Raw genomic sequence first — 19,818 nt, 5'->3', positions numbered from 1 at the left:
GGGATGCTTTTCTCAACCTCCCATCATATCTGGCAACACCGTGACAATGGCGGGGAAGATCACGATCAGGGCGAGGGCAACCAGCAATAACAAAAAGAAAGGGATTGCTGCGTAGGCCACGCGCAGAATATCGAGGCCGGTCAGCCCTTGAATGACAAACAGGTTGAACCCGACCGGCGGTGTGATTTGCGACATCTCAACGACGATAACCACAAAAATGCCGAACCAGAAGGGATCGATTCCGGCCTGTTCGACCATCGGCATAATCACTGAGGTGGTGAGTACGACCACCGATATCCCATCCAGAAAACAGCCCAGAATGACGAAAAAGATCGTCAGTGCGCCGAGCAGGGCGTAATGCGACAGGTTCAGAGCTGCTATCCAGCTGGCAAGCATGCTCGGAATCCCGGTAAACGCCATGGCCACGGTCAGGAAAGCTGCCCCGGCGAGGATGAACGCAATCATGCACGACGTTTTCGTGGCCCCCAGTAAACCGGCAAGGAAGGTCTCGCGATTGAGGGTTCCGGTAAACCTGGACAGGAGCAGAGACAGGGCCACACCGACTGCCGCGGCATCGGTCGGCGAGGCAATACCGGAATAGATGGAACCGATGACACCCGCAATCAGCAGGATGACAGGGATCAACCGGCGGGAATGTTTCACTTTCTCGGCAAACGGAACTTGTTCCTCCCCGGCAGGGATCTCTTCGGGGTGTAGCAGAGACCAAACCACCACATAACCCATGAACATCGCAACCAGCAGCAATCCTGGCAGGATCCCACCGATAAACAGACGGGCAATGGACTGTTCGGTCGCCACTCCGTAAACAATCAGGATAATCGACGGCGGGATCAACAGGCCGAGGGTCGCTGACCCGGCCAGGGTGCCGATGATCATACTTTTGGGATAACCACGTTTACCAAGTTCCGGAATCGACATCTTGCCGATGGTCGCAGCTGTTGCTGCTGAAGATCCGGAAACGGCGGCAAAGATCCCGCTGCCAAGAATGTTGACGTGGAGCAGTCGCCCGGGCAAATGGGTCAGCCAGGGGGACAGGCCGGCAAACATATCTTCAGACAGGCGCGATCGAAACAGGATTTCCCCCATCCAGACGAACAGAGGCAGAGCCGCCAGGGACCACGAGTTACTGGCGCCCCAGACGGTGGTGGCAAGGACTTCACCCAAAGGGGCGTCGGTAAAGAATGCCATACCAATCAAGCCAACGCCGAGCAAGGAAAAGGCGACCCAGATGCCACTGCCAAGCAGCACGAACAGGACGATCAGCAGGAGCAGAGTCATGCTTATTTCTGACATGCTTGATGCTCCTCTGATTCACTGTCCGCAGGAGTGACCCCGTTAAGAATTGTACTGATGAGGCCATCAATCAGGGCAATGGCAAGAACAATCAGCCCTGACAGCATGAAGGCCTGTGGAATCCAGATCGGGACTGCGATCATTCCTGGTGACAGGTCATGGTATATGTATGATTCGCGAACCAGCAGCAGGGTATACCAGGAAAAATACCCAGTGACCCCGCAAGCCATGAGCAGTCCCCAGATCTCAAAGACGTGTTGTGTCCTGGGCTGGCAACGGGACAAAAACAGGGTGACCCGAATGTGTTCTCCCTGGCGGAAGGTGTATGCCAATGCCAGGAAAGAGGCTGCCGCAAGAAAGAAACCGGTGAAATCCGCATAGGAAGGAATGGTTAGGCCGATGGCCGTGCCGGTGAGTAAACCGCTGATGCGATCAATAGCATTCAGGCACACCTGGCATAGCACCAGCAGACAGATCATGCCAATACAGGTTGCAGCAAGCCAGCCGCTGGCAAGGTAAAGCCCTTCCAGCCAGCGGCGTACGACTGAACTGCTCTGTGTTTGAATATTTGCGTTCATAAGCGTGGCGTGGTTTTCAGTGGAGACCCTTTTCGGGTCTCCACTGAGATGAAAAATTGTTCATTTCCAAATCAGAAAGCTCAGTTCTGATAAGCTTTCAGCAAAGCAGCCCCTTCGGCACCGGCAGATTTTTCCCAGTCCTTCAGCATTTCTGCACCAGCTTTTTTCAAACCTTCCATCAGCTCGGGACTCGGAGTGACAATGTTGACCCCGTTCTCCTTGAGGATGGCCGTCTTCTCGGCCGTCTCTTTCTTGCTCATCTTCCAACCACGCTGTTCGGCAGCGGCAGCGGCGGTCAGTACCGCCTGCTGGGTTTGTTGATCCAGTTTGCGGAAGGCGCGCTTGTTGACGACGACAATATTCTTGGGCAACCACGCCTGAATATCGGTGTAATAGGAGATGTAATCCCAGGCTTTGGAGTTGGCCCCGGTAGATGGCGAGGTGATCATCGCTTCAACCCGTCCGGTGGCGAATGCCTGCGGGATATCGGGCACTTCAACCTGTGTCGGGGCGGCTCCGACGAGGTTGGCGAACGCCTCCAGTGTTGCATTGTAGGCCCGGAACTTGATCCCTTTCAGGTCTTCGACTTTGTTGATTGCTTTCTTCGTGTACAAGCCCTGGGGTGGCCAGGGAACAGCGAATAATGGCATCAGACCCTGAGCATCAAGCAGCTTTTCGACGATTGGTTTCTGAGCGGTCCAGAGTTTTTCCGCATCGGCATAGTTCGTTGCCAAAAAAGGCTGGGAGTCTGCCCCGAATACGGCATTTTCATTAGACAGTAAAGAGAGGAAAAACTCACCGATAGGGACTTGGCCCCCACGTATGGCGTTTTTGATTTCCGGGTGTTTGAAGAGGGATCCGGCCGAATGGATCTTGATTTTCAATTCTCCGCCTGTCGCTTTCTCAACATCGGCAGCAAATTGACTGATATTCTGGGTGTGAAAGGTTTTGTCCGGATAGGGGGTCGGCATATCCCAGGTGGTTGCCGAGGCAGTTCCGGAAAAAATGAGAAAAACTAAGAAACTGGCACAGGTCAATAAAAACTTAAGTCCTCTGGTTTTCATGCAGCTCTCCTATCTCGAGTAAATGAATGGTCTGAAACTGAAACAGAATAACGCCACGACGCTGTGACACTGGTGCTACTGGGGATTTTCCACGACTTTGTCAACGATGACAAGGCAGTCAGGTGTATCTACTGATTAAAAATCACAAAAACTCAGGTGAGATTGTTGACATTTTTTACGACTACTGACAACATTTTGTTTATTTTGATAAATTATCAATAAAAAATCAACATTATATTTTTAACCTATCCTTGATAACATTGATGATGCTGGAAGAAGAGCTCATAGATAGTTTTCATCCGGAAACGGCCCTTTTCCGCTGTGGCGGTGTCAATCTGCGGATTTTCTTGTGCGGCGTAAAGCACTACGCCTCCGCGCAACCCCTTGATGTCCTTGCCACAACGAAAAATTGCTCGTTTCCAATCTGAAAACTTAGCCGTTGCCCTCCGGAGTTTCCGGATGGCAACTAGATAGAGTTCAAGCCCGATGGAGCACCGCAGACAATGAAAAAATGGCAGATCTGGATCGACCGTGGCGGCACCTTTACCGATATCGTTGCCAAGCGGCCTGATGGCGAATTGGTGACACATAAGTTGTTGTCCGAAAATCCTGAGCAATACCCTGATGCTGCGGTTTATGGGATTCGCCAGTTACTGGGGCTTGAAAAAGATGATCCGATCCCGCTTGGGGCGATTGAACACGTCAAGATGGGGACGACCGTGGCCACAAACGCTCTTCTTGAACGCCAGGGTGATCGAACTCTTTATGTGACGACGCGCGGCTTTGGTGATGCATTACGAATCGGGTACCAGGCACGCCCAAGGCTGTTTGATCGTCATATTGTCCTGCCGGAATTGCTCTACGAAAAAGTATTGGAAGTGGATGAGAGGCTGGACGCCAAAGGGAACGTGCTGAGCCCGTTGGCTGTCGAAGCAGCCAGAGCCGGTTTGCAAAACGCTTATGCTGAAGGCATCAGGGCCGTTGCTATTGCCCTGATGCATGCCTATCTCAACCCGCTGCATGAACAGCAACTTGCTGATCTGGCTGAAGAGATCGGCTTTACCCAGATTTCGCTCAGCAGTCGTGTCAGTCCCTTGATGAAGTTGGTGGCGCGGGGTGATACCACGGTTGTCGATGCCTACCTTTCGCCGATTCTGCGGCGGTATGTCAATCAGGTTGCCGAGCAACTGGGAGATGGCCCACGGCTGATGTTCATGCAGTCGAACGGTGGGCTGACGGATGCTCATCTCTTCCAGGGCAAGGATGCGATCCTCTCCGGTCCGGCCGGGGGGGTGGTTGGCATGGTGCAGACCGCGGCAATGAGCGGCTACCACAAGGTTATCGGTTTCGATATGGGGGGGACTTCGACCGATGTTGCTCACTTCAACGGTGAATATGAACGCAGTTTCGATACCCTGGTGGCCGGGGTGCGGATGCGCGCGCCGATGATGCACATACATACGGTCGCCGCCGGGGGCGGTTCGATTCTTCATTTCGATGGCTCGCGCTATCGGGTCGGGCCTGATTCTGCTGGAGCCAACCCCGGCCCGGCCTGTTATCTGCGCGGTGGACCGCTGACGGTTACCGACTGCAATGTCATGCTCGGGAAGATCCAGCCGCATCACTTTCCCAAAGTTTTTGGTCCCAATGCGGATCAGCCACTGGATACCATCATTGTTCGGGAAAAGTTCACTCAGATGGCGGCCGAAATCGCCCAGGCCACCGGCACACCGGAACCGACTCCTGAAGAGGTGGCCGAAGGCTTTTTGCGGATCGCGGTCAATAATATGGCAAATGCCATTAAACAGATCTCGGTTCAGCGTGGTTATGACGTGACGGAATATACTCTGAACTGCTTTGGTGGCGCGGGTGGACAGCATGCCTGCCTGGTCGCCGACGCACTGGGAATGAGGCGTGTCTTCCTGCATCCCTTCGCCGGAGTGCTCTCGGCTTATGGCATGGGCTTGGCCGATGTGCGCGCCATGCGTGAAATACAGGTGGAAAAGCCTTTTGCTGAAGATGCAGGAAAACAAGTCGAGCTGGCAGCCGCCACCCTGGTGGAAGAGGCGCGCGCAGAAGTCCTTGAGCAGGGGGTCTCTCAGGACCAGCTCGAGGTGCGCATCCGGGCGCTGTTGCGTTATCAGGCTACGGATACCTCTCTGGAGGTGGACGCCGGCACTCAGGCGGACATGCTCGTGGCCTTTGAGCAGGCCCACCGTCAGCAGTTCGGTTTTATCGTTCCTGGCCGGCCGCTGGTGATCGAGGCCGTCAGTGTTGAGGCCATTGGGCTGACGGAGGCGGTTGCCGATGCGGAAAATGTTCTGGCCACTGCCGATGATCCGCCAAAGGCGGTTGATGAGGTGCAGTTGTCCAGCCTTGGGGTGACCTCGAAGGTTCCCCTTTATCGGCGTGATGACCTGAAGCCAGGTCATCAGATCAAGGGCCCGGCTATCATTACCGAAGCCATTGGCACCGTGGTGGTTGAAGATGGCTGGCAGGCTGAGCTGAACAGCCGTTTGCACCTGGTTATGAGTCGCTACAAGGAACGGCCCAAAATTGAGGCAGTCGGTACCAATGTCGATCCGGTTATGCTGGAGGTTTTTAACAACCTGTTCATGTCGATTGCCGAACAGATGGGCACCACCCTGGCGAAAACCTCCTATTCGGTCAACATCAAAGAGCGGCTTGATTTTTCCTGCGCTATCTTCGATGCTGTCGGGCAGCTGGTCGCCAACGCTCCGCATGTGCCGGTTCACCTTGGGTCCATGGGAGAATCGATCAAAACAGTGATTCGCGAAAACTGCGACAGTATGCGGCCAGGAAATGTCTACATGCTGAATGCTCCTTACAATGGCGGCACCCATTTGCCTGATGTGACCGTTATCACCCCGGTGTTCGACAAAGATGGTCAAAACGTTCTCTTTTACCTTGGCTCGCGCGGGCATCACGCGGATATCGGTGGCCGCACGCCAGGATCGTCTCCGCCCGATTCGACCCATATCGAGGACGAAGGCGTGTTGATCGACAATTTTCTGCTGGTCGATCAGGGGCAACTGCGGGAAGAGGAAACGCGTGCATTGCTTGGTTCGGGAAAATATCCCTGCCGCAATGTCGATCAGAATATGGCCGATTTGGCAGCTCAGGTGGCAGCCAACGAGACCGGGCTTCAGGAACTGCAGAAAATGATCGACCACTTCGGCCTTGAGGTCGTCCAGGCCTACATGGGGCATGTCCAGGATAATGCCGAAGAGTCGGTGCGACGCGTCATCGATCGCCTTTCTGATGGCGAATTCAGCTACCACATGGATGGCGGTCGGTTGATCAGGGTCAGGATCAGTGTCGACAGGCAGCAGCGCGAGGCAACCATCGACTTCACGGGAACTTCCCCCCAGGATCGCGGCAATTACAATGCTCCTACGGCGGTTTGCAAAGCTGCGGTGCTGTATGTTTTCCGGACCCTGGTGGGTGATGAGATTCCGCTGAACGAGGGCTGCTTCAAGCCGCTGCGGATCATTATTCCGTCAGGCAGCATGATCAGCCCGGTTTATCCGGCTGCGGTCATCTCAGGAAACACCGAGGTCTCACAGGCCATCACTGACTGCTTGTTCGGCGCTGTCGGTGTCCTCGCCTCGTCGCAGGGAACGATGAACAATTTTGTCTACGGCAACGCCAGGTATCAGAATTACGAGACTATCTGTGGCGGCACCGGGGCCGGACCGGATCATCCGGGAACCAGCGGTGTCCATTCGCACATGACCAATACCCGCATGACCGATCCCGAGGTTCTGGAATGGAGGTTCCCGATCCGGGTCGAATCCTTTGCCTTGCGCCCCGGTTCTGGTGGTCGCGGCCGTTACAACGGCGGCAATGGCGTGATCCGTAAGCTGCGTTTTCTCGAACCGATGACGGTCACCCTGTTGACCTCCCACCGTGAGACGGAACCCTATGGTCTGAATGGAGGCGAGGCGGGGCTGCGTGGTGAAAATAGTGTGATTTATCCTGACGGAACAGAAAAAATGCTTAAGGGAAACGATGAAATCAACCTCGAAGCCGGGGACATGATCGTCATCAAAACTCCCGGCGGCGGTGGGTTTGGAGTGCCGGAGAAATCTGTCGGCGAACGGACCTCCTGAACACAGGTTTGGCGCATGCCGTCTCGTGATTCTCAGCTCAATCATTGTCGAAATTAAAGATCAAGCTCAGCCTGACATCTGCAGAATTTTCATGGTTGCCTTTGTCTACCTATGGATTCTTAACTTTTAACAATTCATCAACACTGGATTGCAGTATCACGGGAATCGAGTTGGTCAATTCCTGGGGGGAGGCTCTGGGGAGGGCAGGGGGAGAACGTGTGCTGAACGGTTCAGCACGCCGGTGATTGGCTTCGCCAGCGTGCTGAACCGTTTTTTTTATTGCCGGGTCAAGGACCGGTATCGGATCCGGTGCGGCTGGTCGGCATCCTTGCCGAGGCGCCGTTTGCGGTCCTCGTCGTATTCGGAATAATTCCCTTCGAACCAGACCACCTGAGAGTCCCCTTCAAAGGCCAGAATGTGCGTGGCGATGCGGTCGAGGAACCAGCGATCGTGGCTGATGACCACGGCGCAGCCGCCGAAGTTTTCCAGCCCCTCTTCCAGAGCCCGCAGGGTGTTGACATCCAGGTCGTTGGTCGGTTCGTCCAGGAGCAGAACATTGGCTTCTTCCCGCAGCATTTTGGCCAGGTGGACGCGGTTGCGCTCGCCGCCGGAAAGCACGCCGACTTTTTTCTGCTGATCCGAGCCGGAGAAGTTGAAGCGGGCCACGTAAGCGCGGGAGTTGATGGATTGCCCGCCCATCATGAAGTTGTCCTGGCCGCCGCTGACCTCTTCCCAGATGGTTTTGGAACCGTCCAGTTGGCGTCCCTGATCGACATAGCCGAGCTTGACCGTCTCACCGACCTTGAAGGTGCCGCTGTCCGCTTGTTCCTGACCGGTGATCATCTTGAACAGGGTGGTTTTACCGGCACCGTTAGGACCGATGACGCCGACGATACCCCCGGCTGGCAGGTTAAAGCTGAGCTTGTCAATCAACAGCCGCTCGCCGAAGGCTTTGTTGACCTGATCGGCTTCGACCACGATATTCCCCAGCCGCGGTCCGGGCGGAATGTAAAGTTCGAGGGTTTTCTCCTTTTCCAGGCCGGCATTGCCGAGCAACTGTTCGTAGGATTTGATCCGCGCCTGGGATTTGGCGTGCCGCCCTTTGGGCGACATGCGGATCCATTCCAGTTCGCGCTGGAGGGTTTGCTGGCGTTTGCTTTCCGCCTTTTCTTCCTTGCGCAGTCGCTCTTGCTTCTGTTCCAGCCAGCTGGAATAGTTCCCTTTCCAGGGAATGCCGTGGCCACGGTCCAGTTCCAGGATCCAGCCGGCAACATTATCGAGGAAGTAGCGGTCGTGGGTGACCGCGATGACCGTGCCCTGATAACGCTGCAGGTGCTGTTCCAGCCAGCCAACGGTTTCCGCATCCAGGTGGTTGGTCGGTTCGTCAAGCAGCAGGATGTCGGGTTTTTTCAGTAACAGGCGGCACAGGGCAACGCGGCGTTTTTCGCCACCGGAGAGTACTTTGACCGGGGTGTCTGGCGGCGGGCAGCGCAGGGCTTCTTCGGCCAGTTCCAGGCGTGAATCGAGCTCCCAGGCGTCGGCGGCATCAAGCTGGTCCTGAACCACGGCTTGGCGGGCCAACAGTTTGTCCATGTCGCAGTCGGGATCGGCGAAGGCGTTGTTGATCTCTTCGAATTCGGCGAGCAGGTCGACAATTTCCTGCACCCCTTCCTTGACCACCTCGCGGACGGTTTTGCTGTCGTCCAGTTGCGGTTCCTGCTCCAGGTAGCCAACGCTGTAGCCCTCGGAGAGGACCGCTTCGCCGTTGAACTCCTTGTCGACGCCGGCCATGATCCGCAGCAGAGTCGATTTACCCGAGCCGTTGAGGCCGAGCACGCCGATTTTGGCGCCATAGAAATAGGACAGGGAGATGTCCTTAATGATCGGTTGCTTGTTGTAGCTCTTGCTGACTTTCATCATCGAATAGATGATTTTTTTAGTATCTTCGCTCATAACTATCCTTTTATCGATTTTTTAGCAGTCGCCGGAGTTTGCGCCTGTATAACATCGCTGCAAGGCCCGTCGCAAGAGGCAGTTGTCGATAAAATAAGCTGAAATGTCGGTCACGCAGTGCTGGCAGGATGTCTGGGTGATGTTTTTCAGCCGGTTGTCCAGTGGCTACCGTGGCATCGCTCAAGGGGCGGCCGGGAGCAATTCCTGTTTGTCCAGGCTGGTGAGGATATTGAGGAAGTTATAGGTCAGCTGTGGATGCAGCTTGTTGCCCGCCAGGTTGAGCATGATGGAAACGATCTTCTCCAGATCCAGGGATTCTTCGTAAGAACGATGGGTGCGCATGGCGTCATAGGTATCGGAGATGGCCGTCATCAGCGAGCACAGGTGCTGGGTCCAGGGCTTTGAGGTTTTTGGGTAGCCCACTCCGTCGTAGCGCATATGGTGCTCAAAAGCGGTAATCACCGCCAACCGCGGGACCCCGGGTGTGTTGAGCAGGTATTCGGCCCCGAGGCGGGGATGCTGTTGCATGATCTCCCATTCCTCCTCGGTCAGCTGACTGGTTTTGCCGAGAATATCCGGCGAAATGAACATTTTGCCGACATCATGGAGCATGGCGGCGATACCGATATCGTTGAGCAGTTGCCCTTCAATGCCGAGGGCTCTGGCCTGGGCCAGGTTGAGCAGACAGATGTTGGTCGAATGGGTGTAGGTGTATTCGTCGATAGCGCGCAAGGGAGCCAGAGCCAGAAAGGCTTCGCTTTGGGTGCTGAAAGAGTTGATGAAGCCGTTGACGATTTGGCTGATTCCGGAAATCTCGATTTTTCGGCGGCTGCGGACATTCTGGTACAGATCCATAAATCGATCGGCCTCGTGGTCGGCGATCTCCTCCAGGCCAAAGGCGGCCAGCTGATTGACCTGTGGCTGGCGGTAGCGGACTTCCACCTGGCCGAAGTGGATATTCTCACTGTCGGCAATATCCGGGTCGCGATCCCGGTTTTTGCTGAGCACCTGAATCAGACCGAGCAACTCTTCCGCGTACACACCTGCGTCGATGCGCAGGTAACTGATTCCCAACCGGGTCATGGCGGCCAGCAGTCGCTCCACGGACATGCTGGAAGCGACCGGGCTGTTGACATGAATCAACTGTCCGTCGATCAGCTTCAGGGTGAGGTCCCCATGCACGTTCAACAACTCCTGCAACACGACCAGGGCCTGTTTGTTGAAGCGCAGCACTTGGCGATGTTCCGGATGATAAAGGGCTGCGTTGGCCGCGGCGGTGGTCAGCAGGCGGATGAAATGTTGCAGGTTTTTTTGCGAAAGATTATTCATGGGCGCTCCTGGGTGTTCAGTTCCTGAGCGGCTTGCAACTGTTTGCGGAAGCGACTGCGGGACAGTTCCTGGAGCAGTTTTGCGGCCAGCTGGTGCGGGAAGCGCGGCAGGTTGAGCAAGACTTCCCGCTGCAGCTGTTTGACCCGGCGCGGAGCAAACAACCCCTGGTTGAATAAAATCCGCCGCAGCACCGGCAGGCTTTCCCGCTGCCCCATGCGTGACAATGTGGCGATGACCTTTTTCTGCAGTTCCAGATCCTCATCATCGGTTGGTGCATGCTCCAGGCGTTTGTGCAGCAAGGCCAGGATCGCATGGTCTCTGCTCAACTCCGCCAACTGCACCGCCGCTTCCCGGGCTGCAGCGTCCTCGGCCTGCAGCTCTTTGAGCAGATAGCGGTTGGCGGTGGCCGGGTTACAGCCGAACAGGTTGCGAATCGCTTCCTTGCGAACCAGCGGGTGCGGATGATCGCAAAATTTCAGACTATTTTTAAGGGTTGCCTGATTGCGCTCTTTGCCCAGGGCGATCAACAGGTTGCGGATCAGATACCAGCGCTCATCCTCCAGGGCATGAATGATTTTTTCCTGGGCCGCAGGAGCGATCTCTTCAAGAATCCCCAGCCAGCGCAGCCGCTCCTCCTTGTGTGCTGCCTGCCCCAGTCGCTCGATGATCAGGTCGGTATAGGTCTCACCGACGCGGACGATATATCCTCTGAGCGCATCATGAGCCTCCTCCTCCCAAAGCTCAAAGCCGTCCAGCACTTCCGTCAGAAAGGTCAATTGGGTGTGCGCGGCCAGGACTTTCTCACCGAACAGGTCCACCCCGGCGCGACCGCTGTTCAAGTATGCCGACCAGTTCTCAAAGCATTCGCGCAGGCTGACAAAATCGCCGGTATCAAGAAAAAAACGCGACAGTTCGATGAGGTGACGCTGGACCGCGGCTTCCTGCTCCGCGTCCAGGGCGTGGTTAAGCATCTCAAAAATGATCGCTGCGGTCTGGCGTTCAATGGATTGTTCTTCCAGCTGTGCTTTAAGTTCCAGTTTTGCTTCTTCGGGCAGCGGCGTTGCGGTCCCGCTGGCCATAATATCTTCCAGAGCACTCTGGTAGGCGCCCGGCAGATAACGTTCCTGTTGTTCTTCCTTGAACAGCTCATTGAGGCGCGCGCGGACCACGCTGCCGGACAGGTTCTGCGCCGTCCTTTTTGTCTGGCCTGGCCGCCCTGGTCCGCTATTGTCTGTAAAATTGCGGACCAGATTGACCAGCCGGGAGGAAATCTGCAGCTCCTCGCGATTGAGCAGCACCAGTGCTTCCTGAAAATGACGCGGGTCAATGCCGGGAAGAATGTTGCGGGCCGGCTCCGGATGCCGATCAAGGGCCTGTAGAGTGTTTTTGAGAACGTCCTGCCGGGCTGTCGGGGTGAGTTTTTCCAGCAGCAGGTTCAGGCTTTGCCCGGTTCTGGTCTGCAGCAATGGTTCGGCGGCACTAACGACGCTCTGCTCGACAAAGGCTTCCACCGCAGTCTGATACTGGCCGCCATCTTCCCGAGCCGTGGAGCTCTTCTGATTGAGCAACTCGGCAATGGCTGAGATGTCGAGTTGATCCCCGTGTTGGCCGAAATCGAGGATCCCGTGCTGCAGGCCATGCAGGAAGGTCTCCCAGAGCGTGTCGGTTCTCTGGGGATGGTCGGGGTGGATTCGCCCATTGGCCTGGAAGGCATCGTAATCGATGGGGATCACCTGAATATTTTTAATCTGCTGTTGTTCCAGCAGCTGCTCAAATCCGCCTTGGGCTTCCAGGGCATTGCGGTCGCTGCGCAGCAACTGGTTGAAACGGATCAGCTCCGTACCGTTGACCCCGGCGGAAAAACTGACGGTGGCTATACCGAGGGCGGAGAAGAAGCGGGCAAACTCACGGGTGGCGGCATCTTTTTTATCGAGCCAGGTTTCTGCAAAATAGATCGATTCGGGGGCAATGCCCAGGGTCACCACCCGGTCGGAATGAAACAGTTCATTCAGCAGGGCAAGAGTCTTGTCGATACTGGCAGTAATCCGCGGATGTTCCGGGGGATAGAGGCTCAGGTTGCGCCGGGCAATGTTGAGCTCCTGGAGAAACAGGGCCAACAAGGGCCGGTCAGGGTCTGTATAAACAGAGCTTTTGATATCTTTTGACAAGGTTCTTTCCATTCTCATCCCGGGAAGCTAATTCTTTGAAACGATTATAACAAAATTCGTTGCAACAAGGGTTACTGAATAATGGGCCAAGGTCTATTGCATTCCATTCTTTTTGGTGCTAGATTTTCCAGCTAGATATGAACATATGGACAACGAATTGCTTATGAGCCCGCGCGAACGATTTGATGTTGGCGATGCGGCGTTGGCTGCACAGCTGTTCGGCCAGCAGAATAAGCATCTAAAACTCATTGAAAAAAAACTCGGTGTGCGCCTGGGGAGCCAGGGGACCGTCATCAGTCTGTCCGGAGACCCGGCACAGGTTCAGGTGGCTCTCCGCCTTTTTGAGGAACTCTGCTCCCTGCTGCGCGATGGTATGCCTCTCTACCCGACCGATATCGATTATGCCAGCCGCATTCTCTCCGCCGATTCCTCTGCTTCCCTGAAGGATATTTTCTTCGATACGGTTTTCGTTTCTGCACGTAATAAAATAATTGCGCCGAAAAGCCTGGCCCAGAAAAGTTATATCGACAATATCCGCCAGAACCATGTGGTGTTCGGGGTCGGTCCGGCAGGGACCGGGAAAACCTACCTGGCCATGGCCATGGGGGTGGCGGCCTTGATGCGTAAGGAAGTTAGCCGTATCATGCTGGTTCGTCCGGCCGTGGAAGCGGGTGAAAAACTTGGTTTTCTGCCCGGGGACCTGGCTGAAAAGGTCAACCCTTACTTGCGCCCGCTTTATGACGCCCTCTATGACATGGTTGATTTTGACAAGGCCAAAAACCTGGTTGAAACCGGAGTGGTCGAGGTCGCGCCGCTGGCTTTCATGCGTGGCCGGACGCTGAATGATGCGTTTGTCATTTTGGACGAGGCGCAGAATACCACTGTGGAACAGATGAAAATGTTTTTGACCCGGCTGGGTTTCGGCAGCTGTGCCGTGATCACCGGGGATGTAACCCAGATCGACCTGCCCCGGGAGAACCGCTCCGGGCTGCTCCATGCCATTGACGTCCTGGTCGGTGTTCCAGGTATCGCTTTTACCCATTTCAGTGATGTGGATGTGGTGCGGCATCCCATCGTCCAGGCTATTGTCCAGGCTTACCAGCGCGCTGATCGGCGGGATGCCGATCAGGGGCGGCGGACGAACAGCTGATATCTGTTGTTGACTGAGAGGTTATGACCAAAGAAGAGAAAAACAAGGCTCTGCACGGGCGAGCTATTTTTTTCGGTTGTGGGGTACAGGGGCTGCGCCACAAAGACCGCAGTCAGCTGGCCGGTTGGCTGTTGCTGGCGGTCGCGGTTTTGCTGACCCTGATTGTCGTCCCCAAAGGCGGCCTGATTCCGGTTTATCGTACGCCGGGGGATATCGCTTCCCGTGACATCAAATCGCCGCGGGATCTGTTGGTTGAAGATGCTCCCCTGACCGAGGCCAAGCGTGATGAAGCGGCCAATGCGGTTCCTTTTATCTATGATCTCGATGTCGCTGCCGGAGCGCAGGCCATCAAGCGGATCAGTAGCGGCCTGAATCTGCTCCTGCAGCATCAGCAAACGCCCATCCAGGGCGAACCGGACGATTTTTTGCGCCAACTGGAAGCCGACTTCGGCGTCCCGTTGACGGCCGAGGAATATCGTCCGCTACTGAACATGCCCCTCAGCCAGGATATCGCCAGCTCCACCACGGTGTTGCTCAAGCCGGTTTTTGAGCGGCCCATTGTCGCCAATCTGCAGGCTTTTAAAAATCATCAGCAGGAAGGGCTGCAGCTGTTGGATCGCAGTGAGGGGAAAGAGCTCTCTCCGCAGTTGCTCAGTCAGGTCACGGGGCTGAACGATGCCCTGGCCGAGGCCAAGCAGCAGCTGGCCCTGCTGGATGTCTCCACCGCCCAGCGGCAGACCCTGCTAAAGGTCGTGCAACAGCAGTTGCGCCCCAACCTGGTGTTTAACGAGGAGGCAACGGCCAAGCGCCGCCTGGAAGCGCGGGCGCAGGTTGCCCCGGTCCTTTTCCAGATCAAAAAAGGGGAAATGATCGTCCGGGAAGGGGAACGCGTGACCGCCGATCAGATTCTCAAGTTGAAGGCGATCCGGGATTCCGGCCGCGATAACCGCAACCTGCAGACCGTGGTCGGTCTGCTGATCTGTACCTTGCTGCTGATTTATGTCTGCTATCTGTTCGGCTACCGCAATATCAGCAAATTTCGGCCCGACTCACGCGATCTGCTCTTTTTGGCGGCGGTCTTTATCGTCCTGTTTGTGCTGATCAAGATCTCCATCTTCATTGCGACAGGGGTGGGGAATACCTTTGCCTATGTCGATTCATCGGCCTATTTCTACGCGATCCCGTTTGCCCTGGGGGCAATGCTGGTCAGAATCGTGCTCAATTCGGAGACCGCTTTTCTGTTTGCCGTCTGTTGCTCGTTGCTGGTCGGGGTTTTGTTCGGTAACAGCCTGATGATGGCACTGTTCGCGTTAACCGGCAGCCTGGTCGGTGCTCACGGTGTGCGCCACTGTCAACAGCGGGCAACCTTATACCGTGCCGCTCTATGGATCGGCCTGACTAATATGGTTCTGTTGCTCGGCATCCATTTTCTCAGTGGGCGCAGTTTTGAACTGCAGCTGCTCTGGAAACTGGGGTTCGGGCTGCTCGGCGGGCTGGCGAGTGCGGTTGTGGTCAACGGTACGGTGCCGCTGGTCGAATCCGTGTTCAAGTACACCACCGATATCAAACTGCTGGAGCTGGCCAATATGAATTCGCCGGTGTTGCGGCAGTTGATGATCGAGGCTCCGGGAACCTACCACCATTCGATCCTGGTCGGCAACCTGGCCGAGTGCGCCGCCGAGGCCATTAATGCCAACCCGCTGCTGGCCAGGGTGGCCGCCTATTATCATGATATTGGCAAGATCAAAAAGCCCCTGTATTTTATTGAAAATTCGGGTGGACAACGGAACAAGCACGATAAACTTGCGCCGTCCATGAGCGCGCTGATTTTGACCTCCCATGTTAAAGACGGCGTGGAATTGGCCAAAGAGCACAAGTTGGGGACGGAGCTGATGGATATTATCCAGCAGCATCACGGGACCACCCTGATCAAGTTTTTTTATGATCGCGCCAAAAGCCAGGCCGACCCCGGCGTCCAGCAGATCTCCGAGCGCGATTATCGTTATCACGGGCCAAAGCCCCAGACCCGGGAAGCCGCACTGATCATGCTGGCCGATGCCATCGAGGCCGCCAGCCGGACCCTGACCGATCCGACCCCGGCGCGGATTCAGGGCATGGTCCAGAAGCTGATCAACAATATTTTCATCGATGGACAGCTCAACGAATGTGACCTGACCCTGAAGGATCTCAACCTGATTGCCAGGAGTTTCAATCGAGTTCTGTCCGGTTCATTCCATCACCGGGTCGACTATCCGGAACCGGTTCACATTGTCAGAGAAAAGACCGAAGTTGTCGATAAGGCTCCGGTTAAAGATAAAGCAAGGATAAAAAGTGCGAATTCAGATCGAAAATCAACAGACCCGGCACAAGATTCTGAAACGACAGCTGCGCAAGATAGCCCAGAAGATCTTAAACGTCTCGGGATTTCCTGATGCCGAGCTGTCGATTCTGATTGTCGATAATGCCGGCATTCAGGTGATCAACCGGGATTACCTGCAGCGGGATCGGCCGACCAATGTGATCTCTTTTGCCATGCAGGAGGGCGAAGGCGGTGGCGTTCAACCGCAGGTTCTCGGTGACGTGGTGATCTCCGCCGAGCGGGCTGCCAGCGATGCCGACGCGGCCGGGATACCTTTTGAACACGAGCTCTGGTTTCTGCTGGTTCATGGCGTTCTGCACCTGCTTGGCTATGATCACGAGCGGGGCAGCGTCAGCGACGCAGAGCTTATGGAAGCTAAGGAGCGGGAGGTGTTCAGTGCCTTGCTCCAGGAATTTCAGCTCGACGAAACTTTGTCAACCAGATAAAAGGAGAACATCAAACCGGTGGACACCGAACATTCTCAGGAGCCTGACAGTTGGTTGAAACGCTTATCGCGTAAACTGGCTCAAAGGCCGCAGGCCTGTAGTGAAGAGGACCTGCACGAGTTGATCGATGCATCTGAGCAGCAGGGCATCATCGACGAAGACGAAGGGGAGATGCTGCAGTCGATACTGGAGCTGGATGAAACGATCCTGCGCGAGATCATGGTCCCGCGCACCGACATGGTCTGTGCCGATGCCGATGCCCCGTTGGGAGAGGCTCTCAAAGCGATTCTCGATTCCGGACATTCCCGGATCCCGATTTATAAAGGGAACATTGACAACATTATCGGCCTGGTTTACGCCAAGGACCTGCTGCAGTTCTGGGGGCGACCCATCGATGATATCGCCCTGGCCGAAGTCTTGCGCCCGCCGTATCTGGTCCCCGAGTCAAAACAGGTCAGCGTGCTGCTCAAGGAATTTCGGGAAACGCGGGTCCATATCGCGATTGTTATCGACGAGTACGGCGGCACTTCGGGATTGGTGACCATTGAGGATCTGATCGAAGAGATTGTCGGTGATATCCAGGATGAATACGATCTGGAAGAGGACTGGCTGGTTGAGGACAGTGACGGCTCCATTGTTGTCGACGGGCGGCTGTCCATTGAAGAATTTGAGGAACACTACGATATCGAAGTCGCCAGGGAGAAGTTCGACACAGTCGGCGGGTATATCGTGGAACAGTTCGGGCGGGTCCCTGCGACCGGGGAGCGGGTCCGCGTCAATGGGCTGGAGATGTTGATTGAACAGGGTGATCAGCGCGCGGTCAGAAAAATTCGCATTTTCCCACCCCAGGAATCTATTTCCGCCCAGGATGATAGTTGATTTCTATGCCACGTATTGACCGCGTTTTGCTCAGTGCCGGGCTGTCCGGATTGCTGTTGGCTGCTGCCTTTCCCAGGCCGGATTTCTATCCATTGGCCTGGGTGGGGTTGCTGCCAATGCTGCTGACCATGCGTCGGCGCCCCTTTGCTGCAGGTTTCACCTGTGGCTTGTTTTTTTTTGGTGCGGTTCTCTACTGGCTGAATATCGTGATGACCACTTATGGTGGTCTGGCACCGATCTTTTCTCTGCTGGCCTATTTTTTTCTGCTGGTTTACCTGGCCCTTTATTTTGCTGTGCCGGTCTGGCTGTCCTGCCGCTGCGAAGACTTGCTCAACCTGCCGGTACTGCTGACCTTGCCGGTTTTTTGGGTGACCGCGGAATATTTGCGCGGCCTGCTGCTGACCGGTTTCCCCTGGGCCTTGCTCGGTTATTCTCAGCAGAACTTCGCCGTTGCGATCCAGAGTGCGGATGTCACCGGCGTCCATGGGGTCAGCTTTTTGCTGGTGCTGGTGAATTGCGCACTCGCCTGGATCATCAGTGCACCGCGTAGCCGCCGAGCCCGGATCGGATTCGGGCTGGTTGTTCTGGTCTGCTGCAGTCATTTCGGTTATGGCTTCTGGCGGCTGTCGCAGCCCCTGGCCAAGCGGGCCGAGACGCTCAAAGTTGCCCTGGTCCAGGGGAATATCGATCAGGCGCAAAAGTGGGACCCTGCTTTTCAGCGCACGAATGTCGACAAATATCTTCATCTGTCAGCGCAGGCCGCGCTGAAGCACCCGGACCTGGTGGTCTGGCCGGAAGCGGCGACTCCGTTTTATCTGCAAGACCCGATTCCCTTGGCCAGGAGGGTGAAACGAGAGGCCCAACAGCTGGGCAGCACTTTTTTGATCGGGAGCCCGGCTTATCGGGAGGTTGGCCCGGAACAGTTTGAGTATTTCAACAGCGCTTATCTGATCTCCGCCACTGGCCGCGAGGTCGGCCGGTCCGACAAAATTCACCTGGTCCCGTTCGGCGAATATGTTCCCTTGGGCAAGCTTTTGTCCTTTGTCGATAAAATGGTCGTCGGGGTCGGCGATTTTTCTCCGGGCACGATCCGGCCGTTGCGCCTGAACGGCCATCAGCTCGGCGTCCTGATCTGTTATGAAGCCATTTTCCCGGAGCTGGCTCGCGCCTATGTTCAGGGCGGCGCCGATTTGCTGGTCAACATAACCAATGACGCTTGGTTCGGACGCTCCTCAGCCCCTTACCAGCTTCTCGCCATGACCCGTTTCCGGGCCATCGAAAACCGGATTTGGCTGGCCCGGGCCGCCAATACCGGAATTTCCGCGTTGATTTCACCCGCCGGGAAGGTTGTCGCTTCTGGCCCCTTGTTCAAGGATTTTTTTCTCACCGGAACCGTTGGCCTGGGGGCTGGACATACTCTCTACACCCGCTGCGGAGATGTCTTTGCCTGGGGCTGCCTGGCGCTGACTGCTCTCATTGCCCTGTTGGCCGTCCGGCGTCGTCGCGCTTAAATGGCGGCGATGATTCAGTTCCATTTCTGTCTGTGTCCAGACTTGAATACTATGCCCGGAAAGGTGACTTTTTGAGTGCTTTTTCAAGGCGTAATTGAGCGTTGACAACGAGCCAGATTCGCGTAAGTATCACGGCTTTGTCGTATTGAGAAAAGGATGTCTATCATGAACAAAGCAACAGCGATTGTCCCGGCTCGCTACGCCTCCACCAGGTTTCCCGGCAAACCGTTGGCGCTGATCAACGGACTGCCGATGATTCAGCATGTTTATGAGCGCGTGGCAAAGGCGCAAGCGGTCGAGCGGGTTATCGTGGCAACGGACGACCGGCGGATTGCCGAAGTGGTGGCGGGTTTTGGCGGGGAGGTTATGCTGACCCGTGCCGATCATCCGACCGGGACCGATCGCCTGGCGGAAGTGGCGGCGCAGATCGATGCCGAGCTGATTGTGAATGTCCAGGGTGATGAGCCGTTGATTGATCCGCGGATGATCGACCAGGCGGTGACGCCGCTGTTGCACGATTCGGGTATCCAGATGGGAACTCTGGCCGCGCGGATCGATGAACTCGCTGATTTTTACAGCCCCAACGTGGTCAAGGTGGTGAAGGATGAAGCCGGCTTCGCCCTCTATTTTTCCCGGGCGCCGATTCCCTGGCCGAGAGACCTGAGCCAGGATGAACTGGCCGCGGCGCTGCCCCATGAGCGGCTGCTGCGTCACATCGGTCTTTATGTCTACCGGCGGGATCTATTGCTGGCTTACCCGCGCTGGCCGAAAACAGCTCTGGAATCTCTGGAAAACCTGGAGCAGTTACGGGCTCTGGAACGCGGGGTGCGACTCTATGTGGCAGAAACGGAATATGCCTGCCACGGGGTTGATACCCCTGCTGACCTGGAGCGGGTTGCACTTTTGATGGCTAAAGAAAAAAATAATTAAAACA

Annotated in this window: 13 protein-coding genes; 7 read left to right on the top strand and 6 right to left on the bottom strand. The window is 55.8% G+C overall.

Annotated elements, in window-relative coordinates; translation table 11 throughout:
- Window positions 1-12: 12 nt before the first annotated feature.
- The 3 genes from N909_RS0102190 to N909_RS0102180 form a co-directional block, all read right to left on the bottom strand.
- Window positions 13-1,314: a TRAP transporter large permease gene (locus tag N909_RS0102190; protein WP_029910696.1), complete on the bottom strand. Its 1,302-nt coding sequence runs from the start codon at window positions 1,312-1,314 to the stop codon at window positions 13-15.
- A complete protein-coding gene (locus N909_RS0102185; protein ID WP_051689454.1) occupies window positions 1,302-1,892 on the bottom strand; it encodes a TRAP transporter small permease in 591 nt (196 codons plus the stop codon). Before N909_RS0102185 ends, N909_RS0102190 begins: the two co-directional genes overlap by 13 nt.
- An 80-nt stretch (window positions 1,893-1,972) precedes the next feature.
- Window positions 1,973-2,956 (bottom strand): TRAP transporter substrate-binding protein, encoded by a 984-nt coding sequence (locus N909_RS0102180; RefSeq protein WP_029910692.1) that lies wholly within the window; start codon window positions 2,954-2,956, stop codon window positions 1,973-1,975.
- A gap of 503 nt (window positions 2,957-3,459) precedes the next feature.
- Between N909_RS0102180 and N909_RS0102175 the strand changes: the two genes are divergently transcribed.
- Entirely contained in the window at window positions 3,460-7,089 is a 3,630-nt protein-coding gene (locus N909_RS0102175) for a hydantoinase B/oxoprolinase family protein (RefSeq protein ID WP_029910690.1), read from the top strand.
- 276 nt (window positions 7,090-7,365) lie between these two features.
- Here N909_RS0102175 and ettA read toward each other — a convergent pair whose 3' ends face one another.
- From ettA to N909_RS0102160, 3 genes are all read right to left on the bottom strand, one after another.
- A complete protein-coding gene (gene ettA / locus N909_RS0102170; RefSeq protein WP_029910688.1) occupies window positions 7,366-9,042 on the bottom strand; it encodes an energy-dependent translational throttle protein EttA in 1,677 nt (558 codons plus the stop codon).
- Window positions 9,043-9,222: 180 nt separating this feature from the next.
- The gene (locus N909_RS0102165; RefSeq protein ID WP_029910686.1) at window positions 9,223-10,371 is read right to left on the bottom strand and encodes an HD-GYP domain-containing protein; all 1,149 of its coding nucleotides are present in this window, start codon (window positions 10,369-10,371) and stop codon (window positions 9,223-9,225) included.
- Window positions 10,368-12,539, bottom strand: a complete 2,172-nt coding sequence (locus N909_RS0102160; protein WP_162179098.1) for a hypothetical protein — start codon at window positions 12,537-12,539, stop codon at window positions 10,368-10,370. The genes N909_RS0102165 and N909_RS0102160 overlap by 4 nt, the downstream gene beginning before the upstream one ends.
- Before the next feature lie 145 nt (window positions 12,540-12,684).
- On the opposite strand from N909_RS0102160, the gene N909_RS0102155 reads away from it, so the two are divergent.
- The 6 genes from N909_RS0102155 to kdsB all read left to right on the top strand — a co-directional run bounded on the left by N909_RS0102155 (window position 12,685) and on the right by kdsB (window position 19,814).
- Entirely contained in the window at window positions 12,685-13,689 is a 1,005-nt protein-coding gene (locus tag N909_RS0102155; RefSeq protein ID WP_245613558.1) for a PhoH family protein, read from the top strand.
- Window positions 13,690-13,712: 23 nt separating this feature from the next.
- Window positions 13,713-16,121: an HD family phosphohydrolase gene (locus N909_RS0102150; RefSeq protein ID WP_051689453.1), complete on the top strand. Its 2,409-nt coding sequence runs from the start codon at window positions 13,713-13,715 to the stop codon at window positions 16,119-16,121.
- Window positions 16,021-16,494: an rRNA maturation RNase YbeY gene (gene ybeY / locus N909_RS0102145; protein ID WP_029910680.1), complete on the top strand. Its 474-nt coding sequence runs from the start codon at window positions 16,021-16,023 to the stop codon at window positions 16,492-16,494. Before N909_RS0102150 ends, ybeY begins: the two co-directional genes overlap by 101 nt.
- 18 nt (window positions 16,495-16,512) lie before the next feature.
- Entirely contained in the window at window positions 16,513-17,373 is an 861-nt protein-coding gene (locus N909_RS0102140) for a hemolysin family protein (protein WP_051689452.1), read from the top strand.
- Between the two features lie 5 nt (window positions 17,374-17,378).
- Window positions 17,379-18,884, top strand: a complete 1,506-nt coding sequence (gene lnt, locus N909_RS0102135; RefSeq protein WP_029910675.1) for an apolipoprotein N-acyltransferase — start codon at window positions 17,379-17,381, stop codon at window positions 18,882-18,884.
- A 165-nt stretch (window positions 18,885-19,049) separates the two neighbouring features.
- On the top strand, window positions 19,050-19,814 hold the full coding sequence (kdsB, locus tag N909_RS0102130) for a 3-deoxy-manno-octulosonate cytidylyltransferase (RefSeq protein ID WP_036682653.1): 765 nt from the start codon (window positions 19,050-19,052) through the stop codon (window positions 19,812-19,814).
- Window positions 19,815-19,818 lie beyond the last annotated feature (4 nt).

Source organism: Pelobacter seleniigenes DSM 18267 (genome assembly GCF_000711225.1).
Classification (GTDB): domain Bacteria; phylum Desulfobacterota; class Desulfuromonadia; order Desulfuromonadales; family Geopsychrobacteraceae; genus Seleniibacterium; species Seleniibacterium seleniigenes.
This window is presented reverse-complemented; position numbering and strand designations above follow the sequence as displayed.